This is a genomic window from Erythrobacter insulae, from assembly GCF_007004095.1.
Taxonomy (GTDB): Bacteria; Pseudomonadota; Alphaproteobacteria; order Sphingomonadales; family Sphingomonadaceae; genus Erythrobacter; species Erythrobacter insulae.
In genome coordinates this window covers 2,330,722-2,354,915 of record NZ_VHJK01000001.1, presented here as the reverse complement: position 1 = coordinate 2,354,915, position 24,194 = coordinate 2,330,722, and the positions used below count along the sequence as shown (strand labels likewise).

The following is a 24,194-nucleotide window of genomic DNA, read 5'->3' as shown; positions in this document are numbered from 1 at the left end:
CCCAGTAACACGCTGAGGAATATGCAAAATGGCTACTGAAATCACTGTCCCGGCTCTTGGCGAGTCGGTAACCGAAGGCTCCATCGGCGAATGGCTTAAACAACCGGGCGACGCGGTCGCTGCCGATGAACCTATCGTCAGCCTTGAAACCGATAAGGTCGCGGTTGACGTCCCCTCACCTGTCGCAGGTGTGCTTTCAGCACATCAGGCCGAAGTCGGCGACACAGTCGAGGTTGGTGCGGTTATCGCATTGATCGAAGAAGGCGCGACAGGCGCGGCGACCAAAGGCGAAGAGCCTGCCCGCGCTCAGGAAAAACGCGCTGAAGGCGAAGCGAAACGCGAAACCGCGAGCGAAGAGCTTAGCGCTGCTGCACAGACACTGTCGCCTGCTGTGCGCCGGGCGGTCCTGGAACACGGCGTCGATCCAAGCACAATCAAAGGCACCGGCAAGGATGGCCGTCTTACCAAAGAAGACGTCATCGCCGCCGCCAAAGCAAAAAGCGATCCAGCGCCGGCACCATCATCCGCGCCCGCCGCCTCTGCACCGGCGCCAGCTGCTACTGGCGAACGCCGCGAAGAGCGCGTGAAGATGACCCGCATGCGTCAGACAATCGCCAAGCGATTGAAAGGCGCGCAGGAACAGGCTGCGCTGCTGACCACATTTAACGATGTCGATATGTCGGCCGTGATCGAAGCGCGGACGAAATACAAAGACATGTTCGCCAAGAAACACGACATTCGCCTAGGCTTTATGGGCTTTTTCGCAAAGGCCGCGTGCCTTGCGCTAAAAGACGTGCCGAGCGTGAATGCGTATATCGAAGGTGATGAGATCGTTTATCACGATTATGTCGATATCTCGGTCGCGGTGTCTGCGCCCAATGGCCTTGTCGTTCCGGTAATCCGGGATTGTCAGGACAAAGGCTTTGCACGGATCGAGAAAGATATCGCCGATTTCGGCAGCCGCGCCAAAGAAGGCACGCTGACCATGGCCGATATGAGCGGCGGAACGTTCACCATTTCAAATGGCGGCGTGTTCGGATCGCTGATGTCCACCCCGATCATCAACCCGCCGCAAAGCGCCGTGCTCGGTCTCCACCGGATCGAAGACCGCGCTGTGGTCGTCGATGGGGAAATCGTTATCCGTCCGATGATGTATATCGCGCTCAGTTATGACCACCGTCTGATCGACGGCCGCGAGGCTGTGACCGCGCTCAAGATTATCAAGGAAGCAATCGAAGATCCGACCCGGATGCTGATCGATCTTTGATCGAACGCACCATGTTGATCCAAACAATTCCGATCCCACCTATTACGGGATCATGGAGCTAGAAAATGGCTGAATACGACTACGACGTCCTTATTATCGGTGCCGGTCCCGGCGGCTATGTCGCGGCGATACGCGCGGCGCAGTTGGGCCTCAAAACCGCCTGTGCCGAAGGGCGCGATACTCTTGGCGGAACATGCCTCAATGTGGGCTGCATCCCGTCAAAGGCGATGCTCCACGCATCCGAATATTTCGACGCCGCTGCCAATGGCACGATGGCTGAAATGGGTGTGGACGTGACCCCAAAACTCAACCTCGACAAGATGCACGCGCAGCGCATCGATGCGGTTGATGGCCTGACCAAAGGCATCGAATTCCTGTTCAAGAAGAACAAGGTCGACTGGAAGAAAGGCTACGCCACGTTTCAGGATGCACATACCGTGAAAGTGGGCGACGAGACTGTCACAGCCAAAGATATCGTCATTGCCACCGGCTCTTCGGTCACGCCGCTTCCCGGTGTCGAGGTCGATAATGACAAGCAAATCGTGGTCGATTCCACCGGCGCGCTCGAACTGTCAAAAGTGCCGAACAAGATGGTCGTCATTGGCGGCGGTGTGATCGGGCTTGAGCTTGGTTCGGTCTGGCGGCGGCTCGGAGCCGAGGTGACCTGCATCGAATATCTGGATGAGATCCTTCCCGGTCTGGACGGTGATATCCGCAAGGAATCGCGCAAGATCTTCAAAAAGCAGGGCATCGAATTCAAGCTTGGTACCAAAGTCACCGGCGTCACCGTCAAAGGCAAGACCGCGACCCTGACGATGGAACCGGCAGCGGGCGGAGATGCAGAGACGATGGACGTCGATTGCGTGCTTGTTTCTATCGGTCGCCGTCCGAATACCGACGGCCTTGGTCTCGATGCGATTGGCCTTGAAACCAACCAGCGCGGACAGATCGAAATCCATCATGATTTCCGCACTTCAGTCGATAATGTCTGGGCAATTGGTGATTGTGTTCCCGGCCCTATGCTCGCTCATAAAGCGGAAGATGAAGGCATTGCCGTGGCAGAAAATATCGCGGGTGAGACTGGCATCGTGAACCACGATGTAATCCCCAATGTCGTTTACACCCTCCCGGAAATCGCCGGCGTCGGTCTGACCACGGAACAAGCCATTGAACAAGCTGGCGGCGACAAGAAAGCGATCAAAATCGGCAAATTCCCGATGATGGCCAACAGCCGGGCCAAAACCAATCATGAACCTGACGGTTTCGTGAAAGTGATCGCCGATGCCGAAACCGACCGGGTTTTGGGGGTATGGTGCATTGCGAGTGTCGCAGGCACGATGATCGCAGAGGCCGGTATCGCTATGGAATTCGGCGCTACGTCGGAAGACATTGCCTATACCTGTCACGCTCACCCAACCCATGCAGAGGCTCTTAAAGAAGCCGCTATGGGCGTACGGGGTAAGCCTATTCATATGTAACCGCCCTGCGGTGGTTTGCCCGCTGCGGTACATCGCAAATTGATTACGCGCCCCCTCTCGCCTAGACTTGGCAGCGAAAGGGGGCGCGTTCATTTTGGCGGCACAAAGCACTATTGTTGCACGGCTTTTTGCCATTGCAATCCCCGTGGCGATGCACCTCACCCTATCGGGTTGCTCTTTGTTTGAGCAGAAGGTCGAACCCCCTCCCCGTGTCGATACACCTATCGAAGTGCCAGAGGGCCACTCCAAGCTTTCAACACGGATTAATATCGACCTCGCGCCGATGCGCGCCGCGTTGGAACGCGAAGTTCCAAAACAGCTTTGGTCGATCAATCGACCCGGTGCGGAATGTGTCCCGTCGCAGCGAACCGAAGTGATTGGCATCACTCTTAAATCGCCGGTGATCCGCTGCGATTTGAACGGCGCTGTTTCGCGCGGATCGATCAATCTGACCGGACGCGGGCAAGATTTGATCGTAACCATGCCGATCCGCGCCAAAATCACGGCAAGCGATATTGGCGGAGTTATCAAACAGCAAACCGCCAATGCGAGCGCTTCAGTCTCCGCCCGTGTCCGTCTGATCATCCGCAAAGACTGGTCGGTGCGCGGCAAGGTCGCGATCAGTTACGACTGGAAGCAGCCGCCGACGGTTTCTGTGCTGGGGCAAGATGTGACCTTTGCCGACCGCGCGGACAAACGGTTGAGCGCCGTCATTGCGAAGCTTGAACGCACGCTGGAGAATGAAATCGCAAAGCTCGATTTGCGCAGCCGGATCGAACCAATGTGGCAGCGCGGGTTTACCGTCCTGTCTCTAAATACCGAAAATCCACCGGTTTGGATGCGTCTTACGCCGCGCAGTCTCGCGTTTGATGGCTACTCCGCATCGCGAAATTCAATCGCCGTGAATATGCAGCTGGATGCTGGCACCGAGGTCTTTGTTGGCGATAAACCACAAAAGCCCGATGCAGCGCCCCTACCGGATATGATCGCCGGAAATGCGCGCGATCAAAAACTCGCGCTGACCCTGCCAGTTATTGCGCAATATTCGCAGTTGGAGCCTGTGATTGCCCGCGCTCTGAACCGGCGGGCAAAGCGCCCCTTCCCGGTGCCCGCAATCGGCGATCGAATGGTCGAACTGCGCTCTGTCTCCGCCTATGGGACAAGCCAGAACAGAGTCGCTGTCGGGGTTGAATTCGAAGCCTGGGCGCCCGGTAAAAGGGATGATCCCGCGATTGGAACGATTTGGCTCACGGCCCTTCCCGTGAACGCACCGGATTCCCGCAAGGTTGAATTTGTCGATCCGGAATACAGCGTTGAAACAAGCCGGTTCACAACGAATGTTTTGCTCGAAATTGCTAAAACACGGGACTTCTCATCGACGATTGAAGACGCTCTGACGCAAAATTTCGAAGATGATTTTGATCAATTGCTTGGCAAGGTAGACCGCGCCGTCGCATCCAAACAGTTTGGTGATTTTACGATCACAACCGACATCGAAAAAGTTTCCACCGGCCAAATCACCGCCTATGGCGAAGGTCTGTTCCTTCCGGTATCCGCCGCCGGTGAAACGCAAATCCGATACGTCCCGCGATAGAGCAGATGCAGGGTGTACATTGGGGGATTATGAATTGGCTTATCCGCAATTGACCGACAAACCCGGCGCGCTGGCGACGGCGGCAGCCATCCGATCTGGCGAACTCACCCCGCACGAGGCCGTGGATGCAGCAATTGTTCGCATCGGAAAGCTGGATTCTGAAATAAACGCGCTGGCTGTACCCGATTTTGAACGTGCCTATGCATCGGCGCGCGCGATGGAAGAACAGTCAAAACGCTCCGAAGGTTCTGCCCAATTCCAACCTCTTTTCGGTGTACCCATGACCGTCAAAGAGAGTTTTGATGTCGAAGGCCTGCAATCGTGCTGGGGACACGAACGGCTGACCGATTATATCGCGCCGCGCGATTCAGAACTGGTCAGCAGATTGAAGGCGGCAGGCGCGATCATCATCGGCAAGACGAATGTACCGGTCGACCTGACAGATTGGCAGAGTTTTAACCCGGTCTATGGTCGCACGACCAATCCGCACAATGCCGAAAGATCACCCGGCGGATCATCCGGTGGCAGCGCCGCAGCGGTCGCCAGCGGTATGGTGCCTTGCGATTTTGGAACGGATATTGGCGGCTCTGTCCGCGTCCCTGCGCATTTCTGCGGTATCTGGGGTCACAAAACGTCTTGGGGATTGGTCAGCAAGCGCGGCCATGATCATCCGCAAATGGCGCGGCGCAAAGGATTTATCGCCGTCCATGATGAAGCCCTCTCAATCGCCGGGCCCCTCGCCCGCAATGCCCAGGATCTTGCACTTTTGACAGAAGTCGGCGCGAGTGTTCCGCTGCGTCGCAGCGCCAAACGGCTGCGCGATTGCCGCATTCTTGCCCTGACTGAATTTCCCGGAAGCGCGCTGGATACGAGCGTCCTTGAACCAACCGAAATCGCGTTGCAGCGCCTTGCGCGAGGCGGTGTGAAAATTGATCGTACCAGTGATCTGGTGCCCGATCTGGCACAGCAACATGCCGACTACCTTCGGATGATGAATGTCACGATGGCTCGCGGCGCGCCTTCCCCGAACGGCAAACAGGCAAGCGCTGCGGATTGGTTTGCGCTGATGGATGCGCAGGCAGCCAACGAGTACCAATGGGCGCAATTGTTCCAAACCTATGATTTTGTGCTTGCCCCTCCCGCACCGGTGTTGGCGATCCCGCATCTTGGGGGTTCGGTTTTTAACGCCACAATTCGCGTAAATGGTTCAGATATGCCAGCAGGTGCCGGATTAGCCTGGGCAGGTCTTGCGACCTTCCCCAATCTCCCCGCAACAGTGATGCCCATTGGACATGGCACCTACGAAGGGGCAAAGCTGCCGTGCGGAATGCAGGTGATGGGACCACGCTGGAGCGATCTCGATTGCATCGCCGCGGCTGAAACCATGTTTCAGATATTGCACGGTTAATACCGATGGCCACGATAATGCAGCGGCTTGCCAAATGGCACATATGGCTGGGATGGTTGGTCGGCGTGCCGATCGTGATGTGGGTCGCGACAGGCCTATTCATGGTAAGCCGTCCGATTGATGAGGTTCGCGGTAGCCATCTGCAAATCGCGCAGGAACAACAGCCACTCATTATCGAAGGTAGTGAGATTGCCACAGCTGACATGCAGCTCGGGGAAATGCAGCTTGTCATGCAAGATGGCCGCGCGGTCGCAATTTTGACAACGCTGGACGGCCAGACAAGACGCGTGGACTTTGCCAGCGGACAGCCAATTCCCGCACTGGATGCAGAGGCCGCCCGTGCATTGGTGGAGCGGCGCATTGTTGGCGGCGATGCGGTCCAATCCGTTACATTCTTCAATGCTGACAAAGTCCCATTTGACTTTCGCCGTCCGATCCCTGTTTGGCAGGTCGGGCTATCCGACGGCACTCATGTCTATGTTGGGCGTGACTCTGGCCAGATCGAAGCCGTGCGCACACGGTGGTGGCGATGGTTCGATTTTATGTGGGGTCTCCATATTATGGATATTTCGGAACGTGAGGATACGAGCCATCCAATACTTATCCTGTTTGCAACGCTCGCGCTGATCGGATCATTGTTCGGCCTCGTATTGATGTTCCGCCGCCGCAAATCCAGAGTAAAGCCCTCGTCATGAACGAGACAATCCTGACACCAATCCTCGATCTGCTTGATGTTATCGGGATTGCCATTTTTGCCTTGTCCGGGGCCGTGATCGCCGCGCGTGAACGGCAAACCTTTGTCACTATGGGATTCTTTGCGTTGGTTACCGGAGTGGGTGGAGGCACAATCCGCGACCTGTTGATCGGCGCACCCGTTTTCTGGATCACTGATCCATGGGTCGCCGCGATCTGTTTGGCCTGCGCACTTATCGCCTGGTTCACGCCTGTCACGCTATGGCAGGGCAAACTATTCGATCTGGCCGATGGCGGAGGATTGGCGGCCTACGCGGTGCTCGGCAGTGCCAAGGCAATCGCCTATGGGGTTCCCCCCGTGCCAGCCATCCTGATGGGGATCATCACAGGGTGCGTGGGCGGCATTATCCGTGATGTCGTAGCGGGACGACCTTCGATCATCATGCAACCCGAACTATACGTCACAGCCGCTGCATTAAGTGCAGCGATCACCGTATCGGGAATGACCCTTACGCAGTGGCTCGCTTTGCCGCTGCCGGACGCATGGATATGGGGCGCGGCTTTTCTGTCTGGCTTTATTCTCCGCGCCGTCGCCATTCAGTGGCGTTTGGGCTTGCCAAGTTACAGCAAATCATCGCCGCCGGTTCCCGGTACCGAAACGCACCGAGAACCGGACAGCGATTAACCGTTCAGATCAGCGTCTACATCATCGGGAAATTGTTCGCCCGGAAGTGGGCCACCCGGATAGGCCGGCTGCGGCTCCGATGGTGAACCTGCGCTTTGCTGTGAGGTGTTCATCCGGTCACGCGCTGCGCCATATCGGGCATCGGTCCATTGCAGATCCGCACCGCGAGCGCGATTGACATTACCCGTATCGAAATTGCTGCCCTGAAAGCCGCTATAATTGATATCGGCAATCTGGCCATTGGCATCTATTTGACACGTGAAACCGCCGCCATTGAACAGCGCACCGGTAACGGTCCAGCCTTGGGCGGTCCGATCCACACTATCTACCGTTTCCACCCGGATATCGCGTTCGATCCGGCTAACGCATTGATCCACTGCGCTGTCGAGGCCCGAGCCGCTATCACTGCGGCGGGGATCGCGGCGTTCATTGCGGCGATAATCATCACGATCATTGGTCCGCTCACGCCGATAATCAATGTCTCTGTCCCGGCGATTGTTGCTATTCGCAGCACTGGCGATCGCAGCAATCCCGCCCAAAATCAGCACGCCGGTCAGGACATCACCGCCCCGCACACGGTTGCGCCGCCATCCACGTCGGCCCCAGCGGCCCCATTCGCTCACTTCGGCGTCACCATCATAGATGCTGTGATCAAAATCGGTAAAGACCGCGCCCGCCGACAGCGAAGCCGATGGGGCAGAAATTTCGGCAGCGTGAGCCGGTGCAGCGGTCATAGAAGCGGCGGCAATAAAGCCTGCTAGCGCTCCGGTACGGTTCAATGAAAGCATGAATGCTCCCTCCTGTTTGAAGCAAGCGGCCACCAATCGCTCAAGTGCGCAAACGAATAAGCGGTTCAGGCTTTCGCGAGCCTGAACCGTAAACCCATTCTGAAATCATAGAAAATGGCGGAGCGACCAATAGTCGCCCCGCCCATATCTGTTTGCGGGATCAACGCAGTCCCCGGATGCCGTCAAAGTCGATCTGCGGACGACCACGACCATCGAAGAAACAGGTGAACCGGCCCCGATCAAAATCGCGTCCCCGATACCCACGAGCGCCTTCTACCTCGATGCGGCCTTTGACACGGAACCCGAACCGGGTGCGATCTACGTCACGGATTTGGGTCACGTTGGCAAAACGATAGCCTCCAAACCGGCTTGCCTGGCGCTCTGCTGCGCGGACGCACCGGTCCACCGCATTACGCCCATTGTTAAAGCCGCGATTGTTGTAGCGAACATTGTGGTTGTAGCCGCGATCGCGGTAGCCGCGGTTGCGATAATCACGCTTGCGATCGCCATCGAATGCACCGGCAAGCGCAGCGATACCGCCAATGATCACGGCACCTGCGATAACATCGCCTGCATCTACACCGCGATCACGGTGCCGGTCCTGAGCTGCTGCTGGTGTGGCAGTCGCAAGGGCCATCGCGCCAGCGGCGACAGTCCCGAGCGTGCCTTTGGCGAGTGTCTTGGTAAGCTTCGTCATAGGTCTCATCCTCGGGTTGTGCCGATGCGGGTTTGCTCCGGCTACAAGCCCCTTATGGATGATTCGCTATTGGCATAATCTGACTGACCTTTGCAGGTTTTGTTCATATATAGTGGTCTTTTTATGAACACTCAGCCGAGCAGCTGCTCAGACTACGTTGATTTACTCAACGGCAATGAGCCTGAGCTTAATCGAATACGGTGCGCGTAAACTGGCGTTGCGCGCCGAGCCAACCCATGAGCACCGCCGCTGTGGCAGTGAATGTGAGCGCTTTCATAAACTCAGACTTCCACAGGCCGAACAAAAGAAAAGGGCTGGCGGATCGCTCCGCCAGCCCGTTCTAAATCATTTCGCCAAATAGCCGCTTATGCTTCGGCGTACTCGTCGGCTTCGTTCATGACAGGGCCGCTGTCTTGACCGCGGGCATCAACATCGCGTTCGACGAATTCGATGATCGCCATTGCAGCAGCATCAGAACCGCGGAAACCGCCGCCTGCTTTGCCTTTACCGATGATCGAGCCTTTGATGATGCGGGTATATCCGCCTTCACGGTCGCTGTAACGCTCAGCCAGGACATCAAACAGCTTTTTAAGCTGCGTCTCATCACCAAGACGGCTCATGGCGAGACGACGGTTCGAAAGCCCGCCGCGCTTTGCCAGAGTTACCAGTTTCTCTACGTAAGGACGCAATTCTTTGGCTTTGGCTTGTGTGGTGCTGATCTGCTCATGCTTGATCAAAGCAGTGGCCATGTTGCGGAAAAGAGCCTTACGGTGGCCCGATTTCCGGCTCAGCTTACGCTGTGAAATTCCGTGACGCATTTGTATTTCCTTTGTGTTCGTTATGGGCCCGTATCAGGTAGCCCAAAGCTGGCGGCGCTTTCCCTTTGTTGGGAGGCGCGCCGCCGGAGCCTTGATTAACCCAGTAGCTCTTGTTCGAGCTTCTTGGCCATTTCTTCGATGTTCTCTGGTGGCCAGCCTGGAATGTCCATGCCGAGACGCAGACCCATGCTGGAGAGAACCTCTTTAATCTCATTCAAAGACTTGCGGCCAAAGTTTGGCGTACGAAGCATTTCGGCTTCGGTCTTTTGAACCAGATCACCGATATAGATGATGTTGTCGTTCTTGAGACAGTTTGCCGAACGCACAGAAAGCTCGAGCTCGTCGACCTTCTTGAGAAGGTAACGGTTGAGCTGATTGGCGTCGTCTTCCTGCGGTGTTGCAGCCTGACCAATCATGGCCGACTGCGGCTGAGGAATGCCGTCTTCGAAGTGTACGAACAGCGTCAGTTGATCCTGCAGAATACGCGCAGCGAAAGCCACAGCGTCTTCAGGAGTGACAGTGCCATCGGTCTCGACGGTCAGGGAAAGCTTGTCATAGTCAAGCTCCTGACCAACGCGGGCGTTCTCGACCTTGTAGCTCACCTGACGGACAGGCGAATAAAGCGAGTCGACCGGGATCAGACCGATCGGCGCATCGATTGGACGGTTCTGAACTGCTGGCGAATAGCCTTTCCCAACGTCAGCGGTCAGCTCCATATTGAGCGTTGCGCCTTCATCCAGGTGACACAGAACCAGATCCTTGTTCATCACTTCGATATCGCCGGTAACCGCAATGTCGCCAGCTTTTACGGTGGCAGGACCAGTTACGGAAAGCTGCAGACGCTTGGGCCCTTCACCTTCCATCTTGAGAGCGATCTGTTTCACGTTCAGGACCATATCGGTCACATCTTCGCGCACACCAGCGAGCGAAGAGAATTCGTGAAGCACATTTTCGATCTTGATCGAGGTGATAGCAGCGCCTTGAAGCGAGCTAAGCAGAACGCGGCGCAAAGCATTGCCGAGTGTCAGGCCAAAGCCACGCTCAAGCGGCTCAGCCACAAATGTGACCTTGCGCTGCTTGTCGTCGCTATCCTTGATCTCGAGAGTGTTGGGTTTCTTAAGTTCCTGCCAGTTCTTAGTATTGACGGACATGGATTTCCCCTAATTCGCCTAATGGCGGTTCAAATGACGGTCGGCCCCTTTGCGCTTTATAGCTGCAACGGATCCGGCCGGTGTCAGGATGGCTAAGCCGAGCCACCCGACGGGACTTGATCAGACGCGGCGACGCTTGGAAGGACGGACCCCGTTGTGCGGGATCGGCGTCACATCGCGGATCGACGTGATGTTAAAGCCGACAGCGGCGAGACCGCGCAGGGCGCTCTCACGGCCCGAACCCGGGCCTTTCACTTCGACTTCGAGAGTACGGACACCGTGCTCCACCGCTTTTTTACCGGCGTCATCCGCTGCAACCTGTGCGGCGTATGGAGTCGATTTACGGCTGCCTTTGAAGCCCATGCTGCCGGCGCTGGACCAACTGATAGCGTTGCCCTGTGCATCCGTGATGGTGATCATGGTGTTGTTAAAACTGGCGTTGATGTGGGCAACTCCGCTAGAAATGTTCTTTCTATCGCGGCGCCTTACTTTGCCGGGTTCGCGTGCCATTGTGCGTATTCCTTATTGAATGGGTGAAGGGAAAAGCGTCGGGAAAAACCCGAGCTTACTTCTTCTTCCCAGCGATCGGCTTGGCCTTACCCTTGCGGGTGCGGGCATTGGTGTGAGTGCGCTGTCCGCGAACGGGCAATCCGTTACGGTGACGCAGTCCGCGATATGTACGAAGGTCCATCAGACGCTTGATATTCATCGCGGTCTGGCGACGAAGGTCGCCTTCGACGGTGATATCGGCATCAATAGCCTCGCGAATACGCAGCACTTCCTCATCAGTGAGGTCCTGCACGCGTGCCGCATGCGAGATGCCAAGGTTATCAGCGATACGGACAGCCGTTGTGCGGCCAATCCCGTGAATATATGTCAACGCGATAATAACGCGCTTATTTGTGGGGATGTTTACCCCGGCAATACGAGCCACTTAATTCTCCATGCTCCACAGGGTTTCCGGATTGTACCGTAGCCCCTATCTCAACGCTCAAACACTGACACACCCTTGCCAACAGAATGCCGGATGAAAACCAAAGGCTCTCAAACAGCAAAAGCCCGGATGGCACGCGCGCAATTGGCGTTGCCTGCCGGACCTGATTCGCCGAAGGATAATAGGCGTGTCAAATGAACCGCGCGCTTAAGGCGATTCTCGGTTGTAGTCAACCGTCACAACGCCCGTCACTTGCTTGATCGAGGATATGGGGTTTACTGACCCAGCTTCAAGAGCTTGTGGCGCCAACCCGTGCGAACTCGCCATATGGCGAAGCCACGCTTCCGAATTGCTTCAATTGTCGCTGGTAAGATCACCGAAAGCATCATCGACGGCGCTCGTCGCTGTGCTGTTGGGCGCGTCTTCCGAACCGGCATCAGGATCGCCGGCATCAAGCTTGGTTGATCCTGCGCCGCCATCGGCTTCCGCGCTTTTTTCATCAGCCGCATCATCAGGTGCAGGCTCTTCAGTCGGGCGTGCGCCATCCAAACGGCCCAGCCCCTGCGCAAGCCCATCCAATTGCTGGCTTATCACACCGTCCACCGCTTTCGCGATTGCGGGAATATCAAATCGCATACGGCCACCAACGTGGTACTCCCAGACGATACGAGTGCCCTCTTTCGCTTCACTGATCGCTATCGTCAGAACACCGCTCACCGGCTCGCTTTGCAGCGGCCCGAGCGCGCCAGCCATACGCAGGGCCGATTCCGGATAGGCTTGAATCACGCGCATATGCTCAACGCTTCCCTCGAGTGTGATGCGATCGGCATCTTCGACCTCGGGTATCCGCTCACAAAAACAACCGCCTGCCTGAGGGCGCAGTGTCAGATTGCCGGAATCTCCGGACCACGTATGCGCCTTGTTCCACCATGTCGCGGGCGTGATCAGCGCGAGCCAGACTTGTTTGGGACTTGCCTCAACCAGCGCTTCGTCCCGCGTGACAAAGCCTGCTTCGTCCTGTTCGGTAATCTCCGCCGCAAGTGGCGACGCAATTACAGCCCCGGCAAACGCAGCAGCAGCAAAGATGGAAGAACGCATGACCCAAATCTCCTTTGAGCCACCGCTTAATGCAATGCGCAGGTGAGTTAAAGAGCGCCTTTTACAGGAACGGCGCAGCTAAAGCCCGCTTATGCCAAAACCGCGTCGATTGAGGCGGCAACTTCGCCAATATCGGCCATCCCGTCGATGCGCGTGACAATGCCGCGCGCCTCATATCCAGGAAGGATCGGAGCTGTTTTTGCCCGGTATTCATCCATACGGGTGCGAACGGTCTCTTCATTGTCATCCGGGCGGCGTTTGAAATCAGTGGAACCGCAGGAATCGCACACACCCTCTTTCGAAGGTGGATTGGCAGCATCATGGTACAGCGCGCCGCAATTGCCGCAGGAAAAACGCCCTGTGATCCGCTCTACCAGCGCATCGACATCCACACCCAGCTCGATCACGTGGTCGAGGCTGCGGCCATGCTTGGCTAAAATCTCGTCGAGCTGATCGGCCTGCGCTTCGGTGCGAGGGTAGCCGTCAAAAATGGCCCCCGTCTCCGCATCCATTTGCGCTAGATTGGCATCGATAAGTTCTGAAACAATCTCGTCCGAAACAAGCTCGCCCCGGTCCATTACGGCTTTCGCCTTTTGCCCTACGGGGGTTTGCGCCTTTACTGCGGCGCGCAGCATGTCACCGGTGGAAAGCTGTAGCATTCCGTGGCGTTCGACAAGACCAGCACTTTGCGTGCCTTTGCCAGCGCCCGGTGGGCCGAGAAGAATAATATTCACCGATGAACCCCTATTACAGCGCCGGATGTGTGCCCCCGCGCGTTCCAACAGTCAGCCGTAGCGATCAATTAACGCATGCGACCTTTGAGCTTCGCCTTTTTAATCAGATCGCCATACTGGTGGGCCAGCAAATGCGATTGGATCTGGCTCAGCGTATCGACCGTCACATTGACAACGATCAGCAAGCTGGTTCCGCCCAAGAACAACGGAATCCCTGTCTGCGCGATCATATATTCCGGGACGACACAAACCAGCGTGAGGTAAATCGCGCCAACAACCGTAATCCGGGTCAGAACATATTCAAGATAATCAGCAGTGCGTTTACCCGGACGGATACCGGGAATAAAGCCGCCGCCCTTCTTCAAATCCTCGGCGCGCTCTTCCGGATTGAAGACCACCGCAGTGTAGAAGAAGGTGAAGAAGATGATGCCGAGCGCATACAGCGTCATGTAGATCGGCTGACCATGCTGAAGATACTGGTTGAGAGTGACAACGAAGCCACCAAAGCCGCTTTCTGTATCCACAGAATTGCCCGCAAATTGCGAGATCGTCAGCGGCAGCAAAAGCAGTGAGCTGGCAAAGATCGGAGGAATAACGCCCGCCGTGTTGAGTTTAAGCGGCAGATAAGAATTGTCCTGCTGAGCCATGCCATTTTGCGTTGCGCGCTTGGGGTATTTCACCAACAAGCGCCGCTGAGCACGCTCAACGAACGAAATCAGCAGGATCAAAACAACAACCATAATCACAAAAAAGATGATGATGCCCGGTGCAATCGACCCGGTCCGGCCGCCTTCAAACAGGTTGCTGGCAAAGGTAGGGAACTGAGCAACAATACCGGCCATGATGATAAGAGACACACCATTACCGATCCCGCGCGAGGTAATTTGCTCCCCCAGCCACAGAAGGAACATGGTCCCACCGACAAGACTGATGACCGCGCCGACCCGGAACACATACCCGGGCTCGACAACTGCCGAAATACCGTTTTGGGCAGAGAAACTCTCAAGGCCGGCGGCCAGGAAATACCCCTGGATCGCGCACAGGAAAACAGTGCCGTAACGGGTGTACTGGTTCAATTTCTGACGACCGGTTGCGCCCTCCTTCTTGAGAGCGGCGAGCGTCGGGTGCAGAGCCGAAGCCATCTGCACAACAATCGACGCCGTAATATAAGGCATAACGCCGAGCGCGATGAGACTCATCCGCTCAAGGCTGCCGCCAGAGAACGTGTTGAACAATTCCAGCACCCCGCCCCGACCCAGATCAGCAAGGTTCTGCAACGCCGCAGGGTTAACCCCGGGAAGCGGCACGTAGCTCAGGAAACGAAAAACTATCAGCGCACCGATGGTGAACCAGATGCGCTGGCGTAGCTCTGTAGCTTGGGCAAAATTGCCCAGGTTCATATTGCTGGCGATGTTATCGGCGCGTGAAGCCATGGTGTATTATCGATCCTAGCGTTTTGGCCGCGTCATTTCGGCCCTGCTCGCATAGATAGGGTGAGCAATTCGGAATGTCGAACCCCTGCCCCGCAAAAACATTGTCCCGGACCTGATATCGGGGCCTCTTTCCACAAGCGATTGCGCCTGAGTGCAGAGTACCCCGAACCAAATCCGGGACAACAATTTAAAGCTTACTTCTTTTTCTTCGCTTTGGCTTCCTTGGCCTCGGCCTTAGCGGCTTTGACTTCAAGGTTGGTCGGCGCGGTCACTTCGACACTGCCGCCGGCATTTTCAACGGCGGCAACAGCGCCCTTGGTGGCACCGGTCACGATGAACTTGGCTTTGGCCTTGATCTCACCTTTGCCGAGCAAACGGACGCCGTCTTTGCCGCCGCGGACAAGACCACACGCACGAAGCGCATCTTCGGTGATGTCGTTCTTTCCATCGAGCTTTTTCTCGTCGATGAACTTCTGGATCATACCGATGTTCACTTCGGCGTAGTCTTTGCCAAACGGGTTGTTAAAGCCGCGCTTTGGCAGGCGCATGTGAAGCGGCATCTGACCGCCTTCAAAGCCCTTGATCGCCACGCCGGAGCGAGCCTTTTGACCCTTTTGGCCGCGGCCCGATGTCTTGCCTTTGCCTGAACCGATACCACGGCCCACGCGCATGCGACCGGAACGGGCGCCTTCATTGTCACGGATGTCATTAAGTTTCATAGTGCACTCGCTTTCGCTTTTGTTCGCGCTGATGATTGAAGCGTTACTGCTTCGAGCAAGGCGCGCGCATAGCTGGCACCGACGGCCAATGCAACCCAAATGCGCTCATCTTGCAGGGCGTGCCGTTCAGACAGAAGCGAAATTGGGCGAATTGCGATGAGAATGAAAACACTTCTGGCGGGAGCCACTGCGCGCTCTCGTCAGTTCGTGCCAATGTCCCGTCCACAACACCAGTCCGGTAATCAACGCTGATCAATCAAATATCTCGACATCAATCATTGATGGATAATTTGAACAAGCATCTTTCAAGGCTGTAATTTCGCGGCGGCACTGCGCTGCAACCAGCGGGCGCGCGGAACATATGATGCGCGATGCCTTAACCACACGCTGTACTAGTTGATGATGCGCTAAATGCGTGATGACTAGGCCGAAAGCGACGGCTTAATCGATGCGTGCAGGGAATTCCGCGAAACTGGCCTTTCTTATAGCGGACTGCAAGCGCCTCACATCCGTCAGACTATGATAGCCAAGCATACGCCGCGTCCAATCTTCTGATATTGGCCCTGCACGTCCAACAAAGCAAAAACCCCGGCCTTTCGACCGGGGCTTTTTATTATTCAAATCCGTGAAACGGCCTGAAACTTAGTCAACCACCACAACAAGATGCGGGATCTTTGCGATCGCTCCGCGAACTTCAGGGGTATCCTGACGCTCGACGACTTTATGCATCTTATTAAGCCCAAGACCGATGAGGATCTTGCGCTGGCTCTCTGGACGACGGATCGGCGAACCGATCTGCTTGATCTTTACTGTTTTCTTGGCAGCCATTGATCTTACTCCGCGATTGCTGCGGCGTCGGCTTCTGCCTCGGCCTTATCAGCGCCGCCGCGACCCAAAAGGTCAGCGACTTTCTTACCACGACGCTGTGCAACCGACTTCGGCGAAGTCTGGTTGACGAGCGCGTCGAAAGTGGCGCGGATCATATTGTAAGGGTTGGACGTGCCGACCGACTTGGTCACAACGTCGGCAACACCGAGGCTTTCGAATACTGCACGCATCGGACCACCGGCAATGATACCAGTGCCCGGAGGTGCCGTACGAACGGTCACCTTGCCCGCACCGAAACGACCATTTGCGTCGTGATGAAGCGTACGACCTTCCTTAAGTGCAACGCGGATCATCTTTTTGCGCGCCGCAGCAGTTGCCTTGGTAATCGCTTCCGGAACTTCGCGCGCCTTACCCTTGCCAAAACCAACGCGGCCTTGACCGTCACCGACAACGACGAGCGCAGCAAAGCCGAAACGCTTACCACCCTTCACCGTTTTGGAAACGCGGTTGATGTGTACGAGCTTCTCGATGATGCCATCATCTTCTTCCTCGCGGCGGCCACGGCCACCATCACGTCCGCCGCGACCACGGCCTTTGCCGCCGCGATCATTGTTGTTGCCACCGCGGCCACGGTTACCGCCACGGCCCTGCCTGGGCTGCTCGGTAGGTTGCGCAGTCGGCTCGGCAGCAGCTGACTGGTTATCAGCCGCCTCCGATGGAGTTTCCGCAACAGCTGGTGCTTCGGTAACTTCCGGCGTCACAGCTTCGGTCGCTGCTTCTTCGGTTTTCTTTTCATCAGCCATCATCAGAACTCCAGCCCGCCTTCGCGAGCGGCATCGGCCAGCGCTTTAACGCGGCCATGAAACAAGAACCCGCCGCGATCAAACACGACAGTGGTCACGCCAGCCTTTTTGGCAGCTGCAGCGATGTCTTTGCCAACCTGAACGGCAGCATCGATATTTGCACCCGATGCCTTCGCACCAAGAGTTGACGCAGCAGCCACAGTCTGGCCCTGGATATCATCGATAACCTGAGCGTAAATGTGACGACCGGTGCGGTGAACCGACAGACGCGGCTTGCCACCAGACCGAGCGCGAAGCGCAGAGCGCACGCGGCGCCGGCGACGTTCAAAGAGAGAGAGCTTTGCCATCTTACTTCTTCTTCCCTTCCTTGCGGAAGACATACTCGCCGCGATACTTGATACCCTTGCCCTTGTAAGGCTCAGGCTTACGGAATTCGCGAATTTCGGCGGCAAACTGACCAACGGCCTGTTTGTCGATACCGGAAATCTCGACCGTTGTTTGATCGGGCGTTTTAACTTCGAGGCCCTCGGGCACAGTGAGATCAACATCATGGCTGAAACCAAGCTCAAGCTTCAGGGTCTTGCCCTGCGCTTTTGCACGGTAACCAACGCCGGAAATCTCAAGCGTCTTGGTGAAACCTTCGGTCACCCCTTCAACCAGGTTCGACACAAGCGTACGCTGCATACCCCAAAAGGACCGCGCCTGTTTGCCGTCATTCGCCGGATTGACTTGGATCTCGTCACCTTCGACCTTGTAGTCGATCAGATCGGAAAGGCCGAGCGTCAGAGTACCCTTAGGGCCCTTCACGCTCAGTGTGCCGTTTTCGATGCTGGCAGTAACCCCGGCAGGGATTGCCACAGCTTTTTTACCAATGCGGCTCATCAGAAGACCTCCGCAAGCACTTCGCCGCCGACATTGTTTTCGCGCGCTTCGTTGTCCGAGAGGACGCCACGCGGTGTCGAGACGATGGTGATGCCAAGGCCGTTGCGTACAGTCGGAAGTTCCTTCGAACCCGAATAGACGCGCCGGCCCGGCTTGGAAACGCGGCTCACATGCTTGATAGCAGGCTCACCCTCGAAATATTTCAGTTCAATCCGCAGAGCCGGGTGCTTGCCGCTCTCATCTTCGCTGTAGCCACGGATGTAGCCTTCGCGAGTAAGAACTTCGAGAACGTTCGCACGCAGTTTGGACGCTGGCGAAAGGACAGAGTCCTTCTTCGCCTGTTGTCCGTTACGGATACGGGTGAGCATATCACCCAGTGGATCGGTCATAGCCATTCGTCAGATCCTCACCAGCTCGACTTGGTCAGACCAGGGATCATGCCCCGGGTGCCGAGTTGACGCAGTTCGATACGGTTGATGCCGAACTTGCGGTAATAGCCGCGTGGGCGGCCGGTGGTGGCGCAGCGATTGCGCACGCGAGTTGGATTCCCGTTGCGTGGAATCTCAGCCATTTTGAGACGCGCGATCAAACGCTCGCTCTCGTCAAGGCTCACGTCATCCGCGATTGCCTTCAGCTTCTCGTACTTCGCTGCGTACTTTTTGACGAGCTTCTTGCGACGCTCGTTTTTATTGATGGAACTCAGTTTCGCCATTGGACTTAAGCTCTCTTGCTTGTCGTTACGATCGAGAAACAGCTCACGCCGCTTCTTTCTGTTCGGAATTGGCTTCGCCCTGGAATGGGAAGCCGAACAGACGCAGCAATTCGCGCGCCTCTTCATCGGTTTTCGCGGTGGTGGTCACGATGATATCCATGCCCCGCACCTTGTCGATTTTGTCATAGCTGATCTCTGGGAACACGATCTGTTCTTTGAGACCCATTGCGTAGTTGCCGCGGCCGTCGAAAGACTTGGCGTTCAAACCACGAAAGTCACGAATGCGTGGCATTGCGATTGTAACCAGACGATCGACAAATTCGTACATGCGCTCACGGCGAAGGGTGACCTTACAACCGATTGGCATGCCTTCGCGCAGCTTAAACTGAGCGATCGATTTCTTTGCCTTGGTGATAACCGGCTTTTGACCAGCGATCAGAGCCATCTCTTCAGCAGCCGTCTGGACTTTTTTCTTATCCTGACTTGCTTCACCCACACCCATATTGAGTGTGATCTTTTCGAGTTTTGGCACTTCCAAGCGATTTTTATAACCGAACTTTTCGGTCATCGCCTTGACGATCTGCTCGTCAAACTTCGCCTTCATGCGCGGAGTGTAATCAACCATCGATTGTCTCCCCACTCTTTACAGCAATGCGAACCTTCTTGCCGTCTTTCTCTTCAAAACGAACACGGGTTGCCTTGCCGTCTTTTGGATCAGCCACCGCTACCTTCGAGATGTTCATCGGAGCCGGGAACCGGTCGATGCCACCCTGAGGGTTTTGCTGAGTAGGCTTACGATGACGTGCAACAACGTTCACACCTTCGACCACGACCTTGCCCTCTTTCGGCATGACCTGTTGGACAGTGCCGGAACGGCCCTTATCCTTGCCCGAAAGCACGACGACATTGTCGCCCTTTTTAATCTTTGCAGCACCCATGATCAGAGCACCTCCGGAGCAAGCGAAATGATCTTCATGAACCCGCGGCCGCGAAGTTCGCGAACCACTGGGCCAAAGATACGAGTGCCGATTGGCTCTTCGCTTTTGTTCACTAGGACCGCAGCGTTGCTGTCAAAACGGATCACGCTACCATCAGAACGGCGAACGTCCTTTTTGGTGCGGACGATCACTGCACGGTGAACGTCACCCTTTTTCACTTTTGCACGCGGTTGAGCTTCCTTAACGGAAACCACGATCACGTCGCCAACGGAAGCAAACCGGCGCTTTGACCCGCCCAGCACCTTAATGCACTGGACGCGCTTTGCGCCGCTGTTATCCGCAACGTCGAGATTGGATTGCATCTGGATCATTGATCCGTTCCTTCTCTTGGCTTGCCAGAACCAGTCTGGCAGTTCCTACGTCAATTAATTACCTGCTGCCTCGACATCGAGATCAGCTTCGATCGCTTGTGTGCCGCCCGAAACAACCCGGTCTTTTACAACCCAAGTCTTCGTCTTGGAGATCGGTTTGGTCTCCTCGATACGGACAACATCACCAACGGTGAATGCGTTATCTTCATCGTGAGCGTGATACTTTTTCGAACGGCGAATGATTTTCCCATAAAGTGGGTGCTTCACTTTGCGTTCGACCAGCACGGTCACGGTCTTGTCGGTTTTGTCAGAAGTGACAGTTCCGATCAGAATACGTTTCGGCATTGTCTACTCCTTACGCCTTTTCAGCGGCGGCCTTCGCCGCGCGCTCGCTTTGCAGAGTTTTAATCTGCGCGATGTTGCGACGAACTTCACGGATCCGCGAAGGCTTTTCCAACTGGTTCGTAGCAGCCTGAAAACGCAGATTGAACTGTTCGCGTTTAAGATCAGTCAGCTCAACAGAGAGCTGATCGTCGGTCTTCGTGCGAAGATCTTCGATATCGGCCATTATGAGCCTCCCAGGTGCGAGGTGTCACCCAGACGGGCAACAACTTTGGTCTTAATCGGCAACTTCATTGCAGCACGCTCAAATGCGAGCGCGGCAACGGGGCCGGATACGCCATCAAGTTCAAACAGAATACGGCCCGGCTTAACACGAGCGGCCCAATATTCGACCGAACCCTTACCTTTACCCTGACGGACTTCGGCAGGCTTCTTGGAAACCGGAACGTCTGGGAAGACGCGGATCCAAAGGCGACCTTGACGCTTCATCGCGCGCGTGATTGCACGACGAGCGGCTTCGATCTGGCGCGCGGTAAGGCGATCCGGCTCAAGAGCCTTGAGGCCGTACGAGCCAAAGTTCAGCGAAGTGCCGCCCTTTGCATCGCCCTTAATCCGGCCTTTGAAGGCCTTACGGAACTTAGTTTTCTTCGGTTGCAGCATGGCTTTTTCCTAATCCTGCAATCAGCGAGCCGGCCGAACGCCGGAAGTCTGCGATTCCATCATCAAACGATCTTGAGCGGTTGGATCATGAGCGAGAATTTCACCCTTGAAGACCCAAACCTTGATCCCGATGATGCCATAGGCAGTCAGCGCTTCGGTTTCAGCATAGTCGATGTTTGCGCGCAGTGTGTGAAGCGGCACGCGGCCCTCACGATACTGCTCAACACGTGCGATTTCAGCACCGCCGAGACGGCCGCCGCAGACAATCTTAATGCCTTCCGCGCCGAGACGCATGGCCGATTGCATAGCCCGCTTCATGGCGCGGCGGAAAGCCACACGACGAACGAGCTGATCTGCGATACCCTGAGCGACGAGCTTGGCATCGATTTCCGGCTTGCGGATCTCGACAATATTCAGCTTCACTTCGCTGTCAGTCATCGATGCAAGTTTCAGACGCAGTTTTTCAATGTCTGCCCCCTTCTTGCCGATGATGACACCAGGACGAGCCGCGTAGATCGAAATACGGCACAGCTTTGCCGGACGCTCGATCACAACCTTTGAAATCGCCGCCTGTGGCAGTGTTTCAAAGATGTACTTACGGATCTTGATATCCTCGGCGAGAAGACCAGCATAGTTGCGCCCTTCAGCGTACCAGCGGCTATCCCAGGTGCGGTTGATCTGCAGACGCAGACCGATCGGATTACTCTTCTGACCCATCTTACGCCTCTTCTTCTTCCTGTTCGCGCACTACGATACGCAGCTTGCTGAACGGCTTGAGAATTCGGGTCGACTTACCGCGACCGCGTGTGTGGAACCGCTTCATGGTAATCGATTTACCAACCGATGCTTCCGCAACGACCAGAGCATCGACATCCAGATTGTGGTTGTTCTCAGCATTGGCGATAGCCGATGCGAGCACTTTGCTTGCATCACGCGCCATCGACTTTTTCGAGAACGAAAGAATGTTGAGAGCCTCTTCGGCTTTCTTGCCACGGATCAGCTGGGCAACAAGGTTCAACTTTTGTGCAGAACCACGGATGGTTGTGCCCACAGCCAAAGCCTCATTGTCCGCTACGCGGCGTGGAGATTTTGCCTTGCCCATTAGCGCTTGCCCTTCTTGTCAGCAGCGTGACCTGGGAAACTGCGCGTAGGCGCGAATTCACCAAGTTTGTGGCCGACCATTTCTTCCGAAACCGAGACGGGGATGAATTTATGTCCATTATAGACATTGAACGTGAGCCCCACGAACTGCGGGAGAATAGTAGAGCGACGCGACCAGGTTTTGATCGGCTTTGAATTGCCGGCTTCCTGTGCGTCCTCTGCCTTCTTCAGCAGGCTGAGCTCGACAAACGGACCTTTCCAGACGGAACGTGCCATGTCGGATTACCTCTTCTTCTTCGCGTGGCGCGAACGGATGATCATCTTGTCCGTCTGCTTATTCTTACGAGTACGGGCACCCTTGGTAGGCTTGCCCCATGGAGTCACCGGATGACGGCCACCGCTGGTCCGGCCTTCACCACCACCGTGCGGGTGATCGACCGGGTTCTTTGCAACACCGCGTGTCAGAGGGCGACGGCCCTTCCAACGGGTGCGGCCAGCTTTGCCGAAATTCTGGTTCTGGTTGTCAGGGTTAGAAACCGCACCAACCGTACCCATGCAATCAGAACGCAGGTACCGCTGTTCGCCAGAGTTAAGGCGCACAATGACCATGCCGCGGTCACGACCGACAAGCTGGACATAAGTGCCCGCGCTGCGTGCGATTTGACCACCTTTGCCAGGCTTCATCTCCACGTTGTGACAAATTGTACCGACGGGCATCTGACCCAGAAGCATGGCGTTGCCGGGCTTCGTGTCAGTTTTCTCGCCAGCAACAACCGTGTCACCAACAGCCAGACGCTGCGGGCAAATGATATATGTCTGCTCGCCATCTTCGTACTTCAAAAGCGCGATGAAAGCCGTGCGGTTAGGATCATATTCGATCCGCTCTACGGTTGCAGGCACATCCCATTTACGACGTTTGAAGTCGATAAAGCGATACTTCTGCTTGTGACCGCCCGCGATACCGCGCGAGGTCACGTGACCTTTGTTGTTCCGACCACCGGTCTTGCGCTTGCCTTCAGTGAGCGATTTGACCGGGCCACCTTTGTGGAGGCCGGTTTTGTCGATCAGGATAAGACCGCGACGTGCGGGGCTTGTCGGTTTGTAACTCTTGAGTGCCATTGTTCTATACGCCCTCAGATACCGCTGGTGAAGTCGATCATATCGCCATCAGCGAGGCGAACGACTGCCTTTTTGAAATCGGAACGCTTGTAAGGTTTACCCTTCCAGCGCTTCGTTTTCCCTTTGGTAAGAATGGTGTTCACCGCGACGACCTTCTTTTCGTAGATCGCCTCAACCGCTTCTTTGATCTGCGGCTTGGTTGCATCATTCGCTACCTTGAAAACAACCGCATTGCTCTCCGAAGCCATAGTCGACTTTTCGGTGATGTGCGGAGCGAGAATCACGTCGTAGTGACGCGCATCGATGTCTTGCTTTTTAGCCATTGAAGCGCGCCTCCAGCTTTTCAACCGCTTCCTTCGTAAGGATCAGCGTATCGTGATTGAGAATGTCATAGACGTTCGCGCCAGCTGCCGGGATGACATTGATACCCGGAAGGTTGCCAGCAGCCTTCTTGAAACCAGCATCAACACTTGCGCCATCAATCACCAAGACCTTGCCAGCAAAACCGTGCTTGTCGAAGTGAGCTTTAAGCGCCTGTGTCTTGGCTTCTTTCAGCGCAAGGCTATCGACGACAACAAGACCGTCCTTCGCCTTGGTAGAAAGCGCCATCTTCAGGCCGAGCGCGCGAATTTTCTTGTTCAGCGACTGGTTGAAGTCACGCTTACGAGCACCGTGCGCTTTACCACCACCGATAAAGATCGGAGCAGAGCGAGCACCGTGACGAGCGCCGCCAGAACCCTTCTGTGCACCGAACTTTTTACCGGTACGGGCAACGTCGGAACGCTCACGCGTAGGACGCGCAGTGGCACGCCGGTTTTCAAGCTGCCAGGTTACAACACGGTGCAGAATGTCCGCGCGTGGCTCTACGCCAAACACAGCGTCATTCAGTTCGATGTCGCCCGACGCTTTACCGTCGATTTTTTGGACCTTCACCTTCATGG

At 55.9% G+C, this 24,194-nt stretch carries 34 protein-coding genes; 6 read left to right on the top strand and 28 right to left on the bottom strand.

The annotated features are described in order from the left end of the window. Positions 1-28 precede the first annotated feature (28 nt). The 6 genes from odhB to FGU71_RS11015 all read left to right on the top strand — a co-directional run bounded on the left by odhB (position 29) and on the right by FGU71_RS11015 (position 7,125). Entirely contained in the window at positions 29-1,267 is a 1,239-nt protein-coding gene (gene odhB, locus FGU71_RS11040) for a 2-oxoglutarate dehydrogenase complex dihydrolipoyllysine-residue succinyltransferase (RefSeq protein WP_142788618.1), read from the top strand. A gap of 65 nt (positions 1,268-1,332) precedes the next feature. After that, the gene (lpdA, locus tag FGU71_RS11035) at positions 1,333-2,745 is read left to right on the top strand and encodes a dihydrolipoyl dehydrogenase (protein WP_142788617.1); all 1,413 of its coding nucleotides are present in this window, start codon (positions 1,333-1,335) and stop codon (positions 2,743-2,745) included. A gap of 94 nt (positions 2,746-2,839) precedes the next feature. Then, positions 2,840-4,339, top strand: coding sequence for a DUF4403 family protein (locus tag FGU71_RS11030; protein WP_142788616.1), 1,500 nt, complete (start codon positions 2,840-2,842; stop codon positions 4,337-4,339). Then, positions 4,308-5,747 carry an amidase family protein gene (locus tag FGU71_RS11025; protein WP_234035722.1) on the top strand — a complete coding sequence of 480 codons (1,440 nt, stop codon included), beginning with the start codon at positions 4,308-4,310 and terminating at the stop codon, positions 5,745-5,747. Before FGU71_RS11030 ends, FGU71_RS11025 begins: the two co-directional genes overlap by 32 nt. Before the next feature lie 5 nt (positions 5,748-5,752). After that, positions 5,753-6,442, top strand: coding sequence for a PepSY domain-containing protein (locus FGU71_RS11020; protein WP_142788615.1), 690 nt, complete (start codon positions 5,753-5,755; stop codon positions 6,440-6,442). Further along, positions 6,439-7,125, top strand: a complete 687-nt coding sequence (locus tag FGU71_RS11015; RefSeq protein WP_142788614.1) for a trimeric intracellular cation channel family protein — start codon at positions 6,439-6,441, stop codon at positions 7,123-7,125. Before FGU71_RS11020 ends, FGU71_RS11015 begins: the two co-directional genes overlap by 4 nt. Here FGU71_RS11015 and FGU71_RS11010 read toward each other — a convergent pair. From FGU71_RS11010 to rplD, 28 genes are all read right to left on the bottom strand, one after another. Continuing rightward, a complete protein-coding gene (locus tag FGU71_RS11010; protein WP_234035721.1) occupies positions 7,122-7,913 on the bottom strand; it encodes a hypothetical protein in 792 nt (263 codons plus the stop codon). The genes FGU71_RS11015 and FGU71_RS11010 overlap by 4 nt on opposite strands. Positions 7,914-8,073: 160 nt before the next feature. Beyond that, positions 8,074-8,610, bottom strand: a complete 537-nt coding sequence (locus FGU71_RS11005) for a hypothetical protein (protein WP_142788613.1) — start codon at positions 8,608-8,610, stop codon at positions 8,074-8,076. 365 nt (positions 8,611-8,975) lie between these two features. Beyond that, the gene (rplQ, locus tag FGU71_RS11000; RefSeq protein ID WP_142788612.1) at positions 8,976-9,428 is read right to left on the bottom strand and encodes a 50S ribosomal protein L17; all 453 of its coding nucleotides are present in this window, start codon (positions 9,426-9,428) and stop codon (positions 8,976-8,978) included. A gap of 95 nt (positions 9,429-9,523) precedes the next feature. Further along, on the bottom strand, positions 9,524-10,579 hold the full coding sequence (locus FGU71_RS10995; RefSeq protein ID WP_142788611.1) for a DNA-directed RNA polymerase subunit alpha: 1,056 nt from the start codon (positions 10,577-10,579) through the stop codon (positions 9,524-9,526). 120 nt (positions 10,580-10,699) lie between these two features. Then, positions 10,700-11,089, bottom strand: a complete 390-nt coding sequence (rpsK, locus tag FGU71_RS10990; protein ID WP_142788610.1) for a 30S ribosomal protein S11 — start codon at positions 11,087-11,089, stop codon at positions 10,700-10,702. 55 nt (positions 11,090-11,144) lie between these two features. Continuing rightward, complete coding sequence (gene rpsM, locus FGU71_RS10985) at positions 11,145-11,513, bottom strand: 30S ribosomal protein S13 (protein WP_142788609.1); 369 nt, start codon at positions 11,511-11,513, stop codon at positions 11,145-11,147. Positions 11,514-11,867: 354 nt separating this feature from the next. Beyond that, positions 11,868-12,611, bottom strand: coding sequence for an SRPBCC family protein (locus FGU71_RS10980; RefSeq protein ID WP_142788608.1), 744 nt, complete (start codon positions 12,609-12,611; stop codon positions 11,868-11,870). An 89-nt stretch (positions 12,612-12,700) separates the two neighbouring features. Continuing rightward, on the bottom strand, positions 12,701-13,345 hold the full coding sequence (locus tag FGU71_RS10975) for an adenylate kinase (protein ID WP_142788607.1): 645 nt from the start codon (positions 13,343-13,345) through the stop codon (positions 12,701-12,703). 68 nt (positions 13,346-13,413) lie between these two features. Then, positions 13,414-14,778: a preprotein translocase subunit SecY gene (gene secY / locus FGU71_RS10970; protein WP_142788606.1), complete on the bottom strand. Its 1,365-nt coding sequence runs from the start codon at positions 14,776-14,778 to the stop codon at positions 13,414-13,416. A gap of 194 nt (positions 14,779-14,972) precedes the next feature. Beyond that, positions 14,973-15,497, bottom strand: a complete 525-nt coding sequence (gene rplO / locus FGU71_RS10965) for a 50S ribosomal protein L15 (RefSeq protein ID WP_142788605.1) — start codon at positions 15,495-15,497, stop codon at positions 14,973-14,975. A gap of 642 nt (positions 15,498-16,139) precedes the next feature. Beyond that, on the bottom strand, positions 16,140-16,325 hold the full coding sequence (gene rpmD / locus FGU71_RS10960) for a 50S ribosomal protein L30 (protein WP_142788604.1): 186 nt from the start codon (positions 16,323-16,325) through the stop codon (positions 16,140-16,142). A 5-nt stretch (positions 16,326-16,330) separates the two neighbouring features. Continuing rightward, positions 16,331-17,131 carry a 30S ribosomal protein S5 gene (rpsE, locus tag FGU71_RS10955; RefSeq protein WP_142788603.1) on the bottom strand — a complete coding sequence of 267 codons (801 nt, stop codon included), beginning with the start codon at positions 17,129-17,131 and terminating at the stop codon, positions 16,331-16,333. Further along, positions 17,131-17,475, bottom strand: coding sequence for a 50S ribosomal protein L18 (gene rplR, locus FGU71_RS10950; protein WP_142788602.1), 345 nt, complete (start codon positions 17,473-17,475; stop codon positions 17,131-17,133). The genes rpsE and rplR overlap by 1 nt, the downstream gene beginning before the upstream one ends. 1 nt (position 17,476) lies before the next feature. After that, positions 17,477-18,010, bottom strand: a complete 534-nt coding sequence (gene rplF / locus FGU71_RS10945) for a 50S ribosomal protein L6 (protein ID WP_142788601.1) — start codon at positions 18,008-18,010, stop codon at positions 17,477-17,479. Continuing rightward, a complete protein-coding gene (gene rpsH / locus FGU71_RS10940; protein ID WP_142788600.1) occupies positions 18,010-18,405 on the bottom strand; it encodes a 30S ribosomal protein S8 in 396 nt (131 codons plus the stop codon). Before rpsH ends, rplF begins: the two co-directional genes overlap by 1 nt. A gap of 11 nt (positions 18,406-18,416) precedes the next feature. Then, positions 18,417-18,722, bottom strand: coding sequence for a 30S ribosomal protein S14 (gene rpsN, locus FGU71_RS10935; protein WP_142788599.1), 306 nt, complete (start codon positions 18,720-18,722; stop codon positions 18,417-18,419). 43 nt (positions 18,723-18,765) lie between these two features. Then, positions 18,766-19,347 carry a 50S ribosomal protein L5 gene (gene rplE / locus FGU71_RS10930; protein ID WP_142788598.1) on the bottom strand — a complete coding sequence of 194 codons (582 nt, stop codon included), beginning with the start codon at positions 19,345-19,347 and terminating at the stop codon, positions 18,766-18,768. After that, positions 19,340-19,660 carry a 50S ribosomal protein L24 gene (rplX, locus tag FGU71_RS10925; RefSeq protein WP_142788597.1) on the bottom strand — a complete coding sequence of 107 codons (321 nt, stop codon included), beginning with the start codon at positions 19,658-19,660 and terminating at the stop codon, positions 19,340-19,342. The genes rplE and rplX overlap by 8 nt, the downstream gene beginning before the upstream one ends. A gap of 2 nt (positions 19,661-19,662) precedes the next feature. Next, positions 19,663-20,031: a 50S ribosomal protein L14 gene (gene rplN / locus FGU71_RS10920; protein ID WP_142788596.1), complete on the bottom strand. Its 369-nt coding sequence runs from the start codon at positions 20,029-20,031 to the stop codon at positions 19,663-19,665. A 54-nt stretch (positions 20,032-20,085) separates the two neighbouring features. After that, entirely contained in the window at positions 20,086-20,376 is a 291-nt protein-coding gene (gene rpsQ / locus FGU71_RS10915) for a 30S ribosomal protein S17 (protein ID WP_142788595.1), read from the bottom strand. 10 nt (positions 20,377-20,386) lie between these two features. Then, positions 20,387-20,599 (bottom strand): 50S ribosomal protein L29, encoded by a 213-nt coding sequence (gene rpmC / locus FGU71_RS10910; protein WP_142788594.1) that lies wholly within the window; start codon positions 20,597-20,599, stop codon positions 20,387-20,389. Beyond that, a complete protein-coding gene (gene rplP / locus FGU71_RS10905; RefSeq protein WP_142788593.1) occupies positions 20,599-21,033 on the bottom strand; it encodes a 50S ribosomal protein L16 in 435 nt (144 codons plus the stop codon). Before rplP ends, rpmC begins: the two co-directional genes overlap by 1 nt. Positions 21,034-21,054: 21 nt before the next feature. Then, complete coding sequence (gene rpsC, locus FGU71_RS10900) at positions 21,055-21,750, bottom strand: 30S ribosomal protein S3 (protein WP_142788592.1); 696 nt, start codon at positions 21,748-21,750, stop codon at positions 21,055-21,057. Between the two features lies 1 nt (position 21,751). Continuing rightward, positions 21,752-22,135: a 50S ribosomal protein L22 gene (gene rplV / locus FGU71_RS10895; protein ID WP_142788591.1), complete on the bottom strand. Its 384-nt coding sequence runs from the start codon at positions 22,133-22,135 to the stop codon at positions 21,752-21,754. After that, positions 22,135-22,410, bottom strand: a complete 276-nt coding sequence (gene rpsS, locus FGU71_RS10890) for a 30S ribosomal protein S19 (protein ID WP_142788590.1) — start codon at positions 22,408-22,410, stop codon at positions 22,135-22,137. The genes rplV and rpsS overlap by 1 nt, the downstream gene beginning before the upstream one ends. 6 nt (positions 22,411-22,416) lie before the next feature. Further along, positions 22,417-23,253 (bottom strand): 50S ribosomal protein L2, encoded by an 837-nt coding sequence (gene rplB, locus FGU71_RS10885; RefSeq protein WP_142788589.1) that lies wholly within the window; start codon positions 23,251-23,253, stop codon positions 22,417-22,419. A 14-nt stretch (positions 23,254-23,267) separates the two neighbouring features. After that, positions 23,268-23,576, bottom strand: coding sequence for a 50S ribosomal protein L23 (locus FGU71_RS10880; protein WP_142788588.1), 309 nt, complete (start codon positions 23,574-23,576; stop codon positions 23,268-23,270). Next, positions 23,569-24,192 carry a 50S ribosomal protein L4 gene (gene rplD / locus FGU71_RS10875; protein ID WP_142788587.1) on the bottom strand — a complete coding sequence of 208 codons (624 nt, stop codon included), beginning with the start codon at positions 24,190-24,192 and terminating at the stop codon, positions 23,569-23,571. The genes FGU71_RS10880 and rplD overlap by 8 nt, the downstream gene beginning before the upstream one ends. Positions 24,193-24,194: the final 2 nt, after the last annotated feature.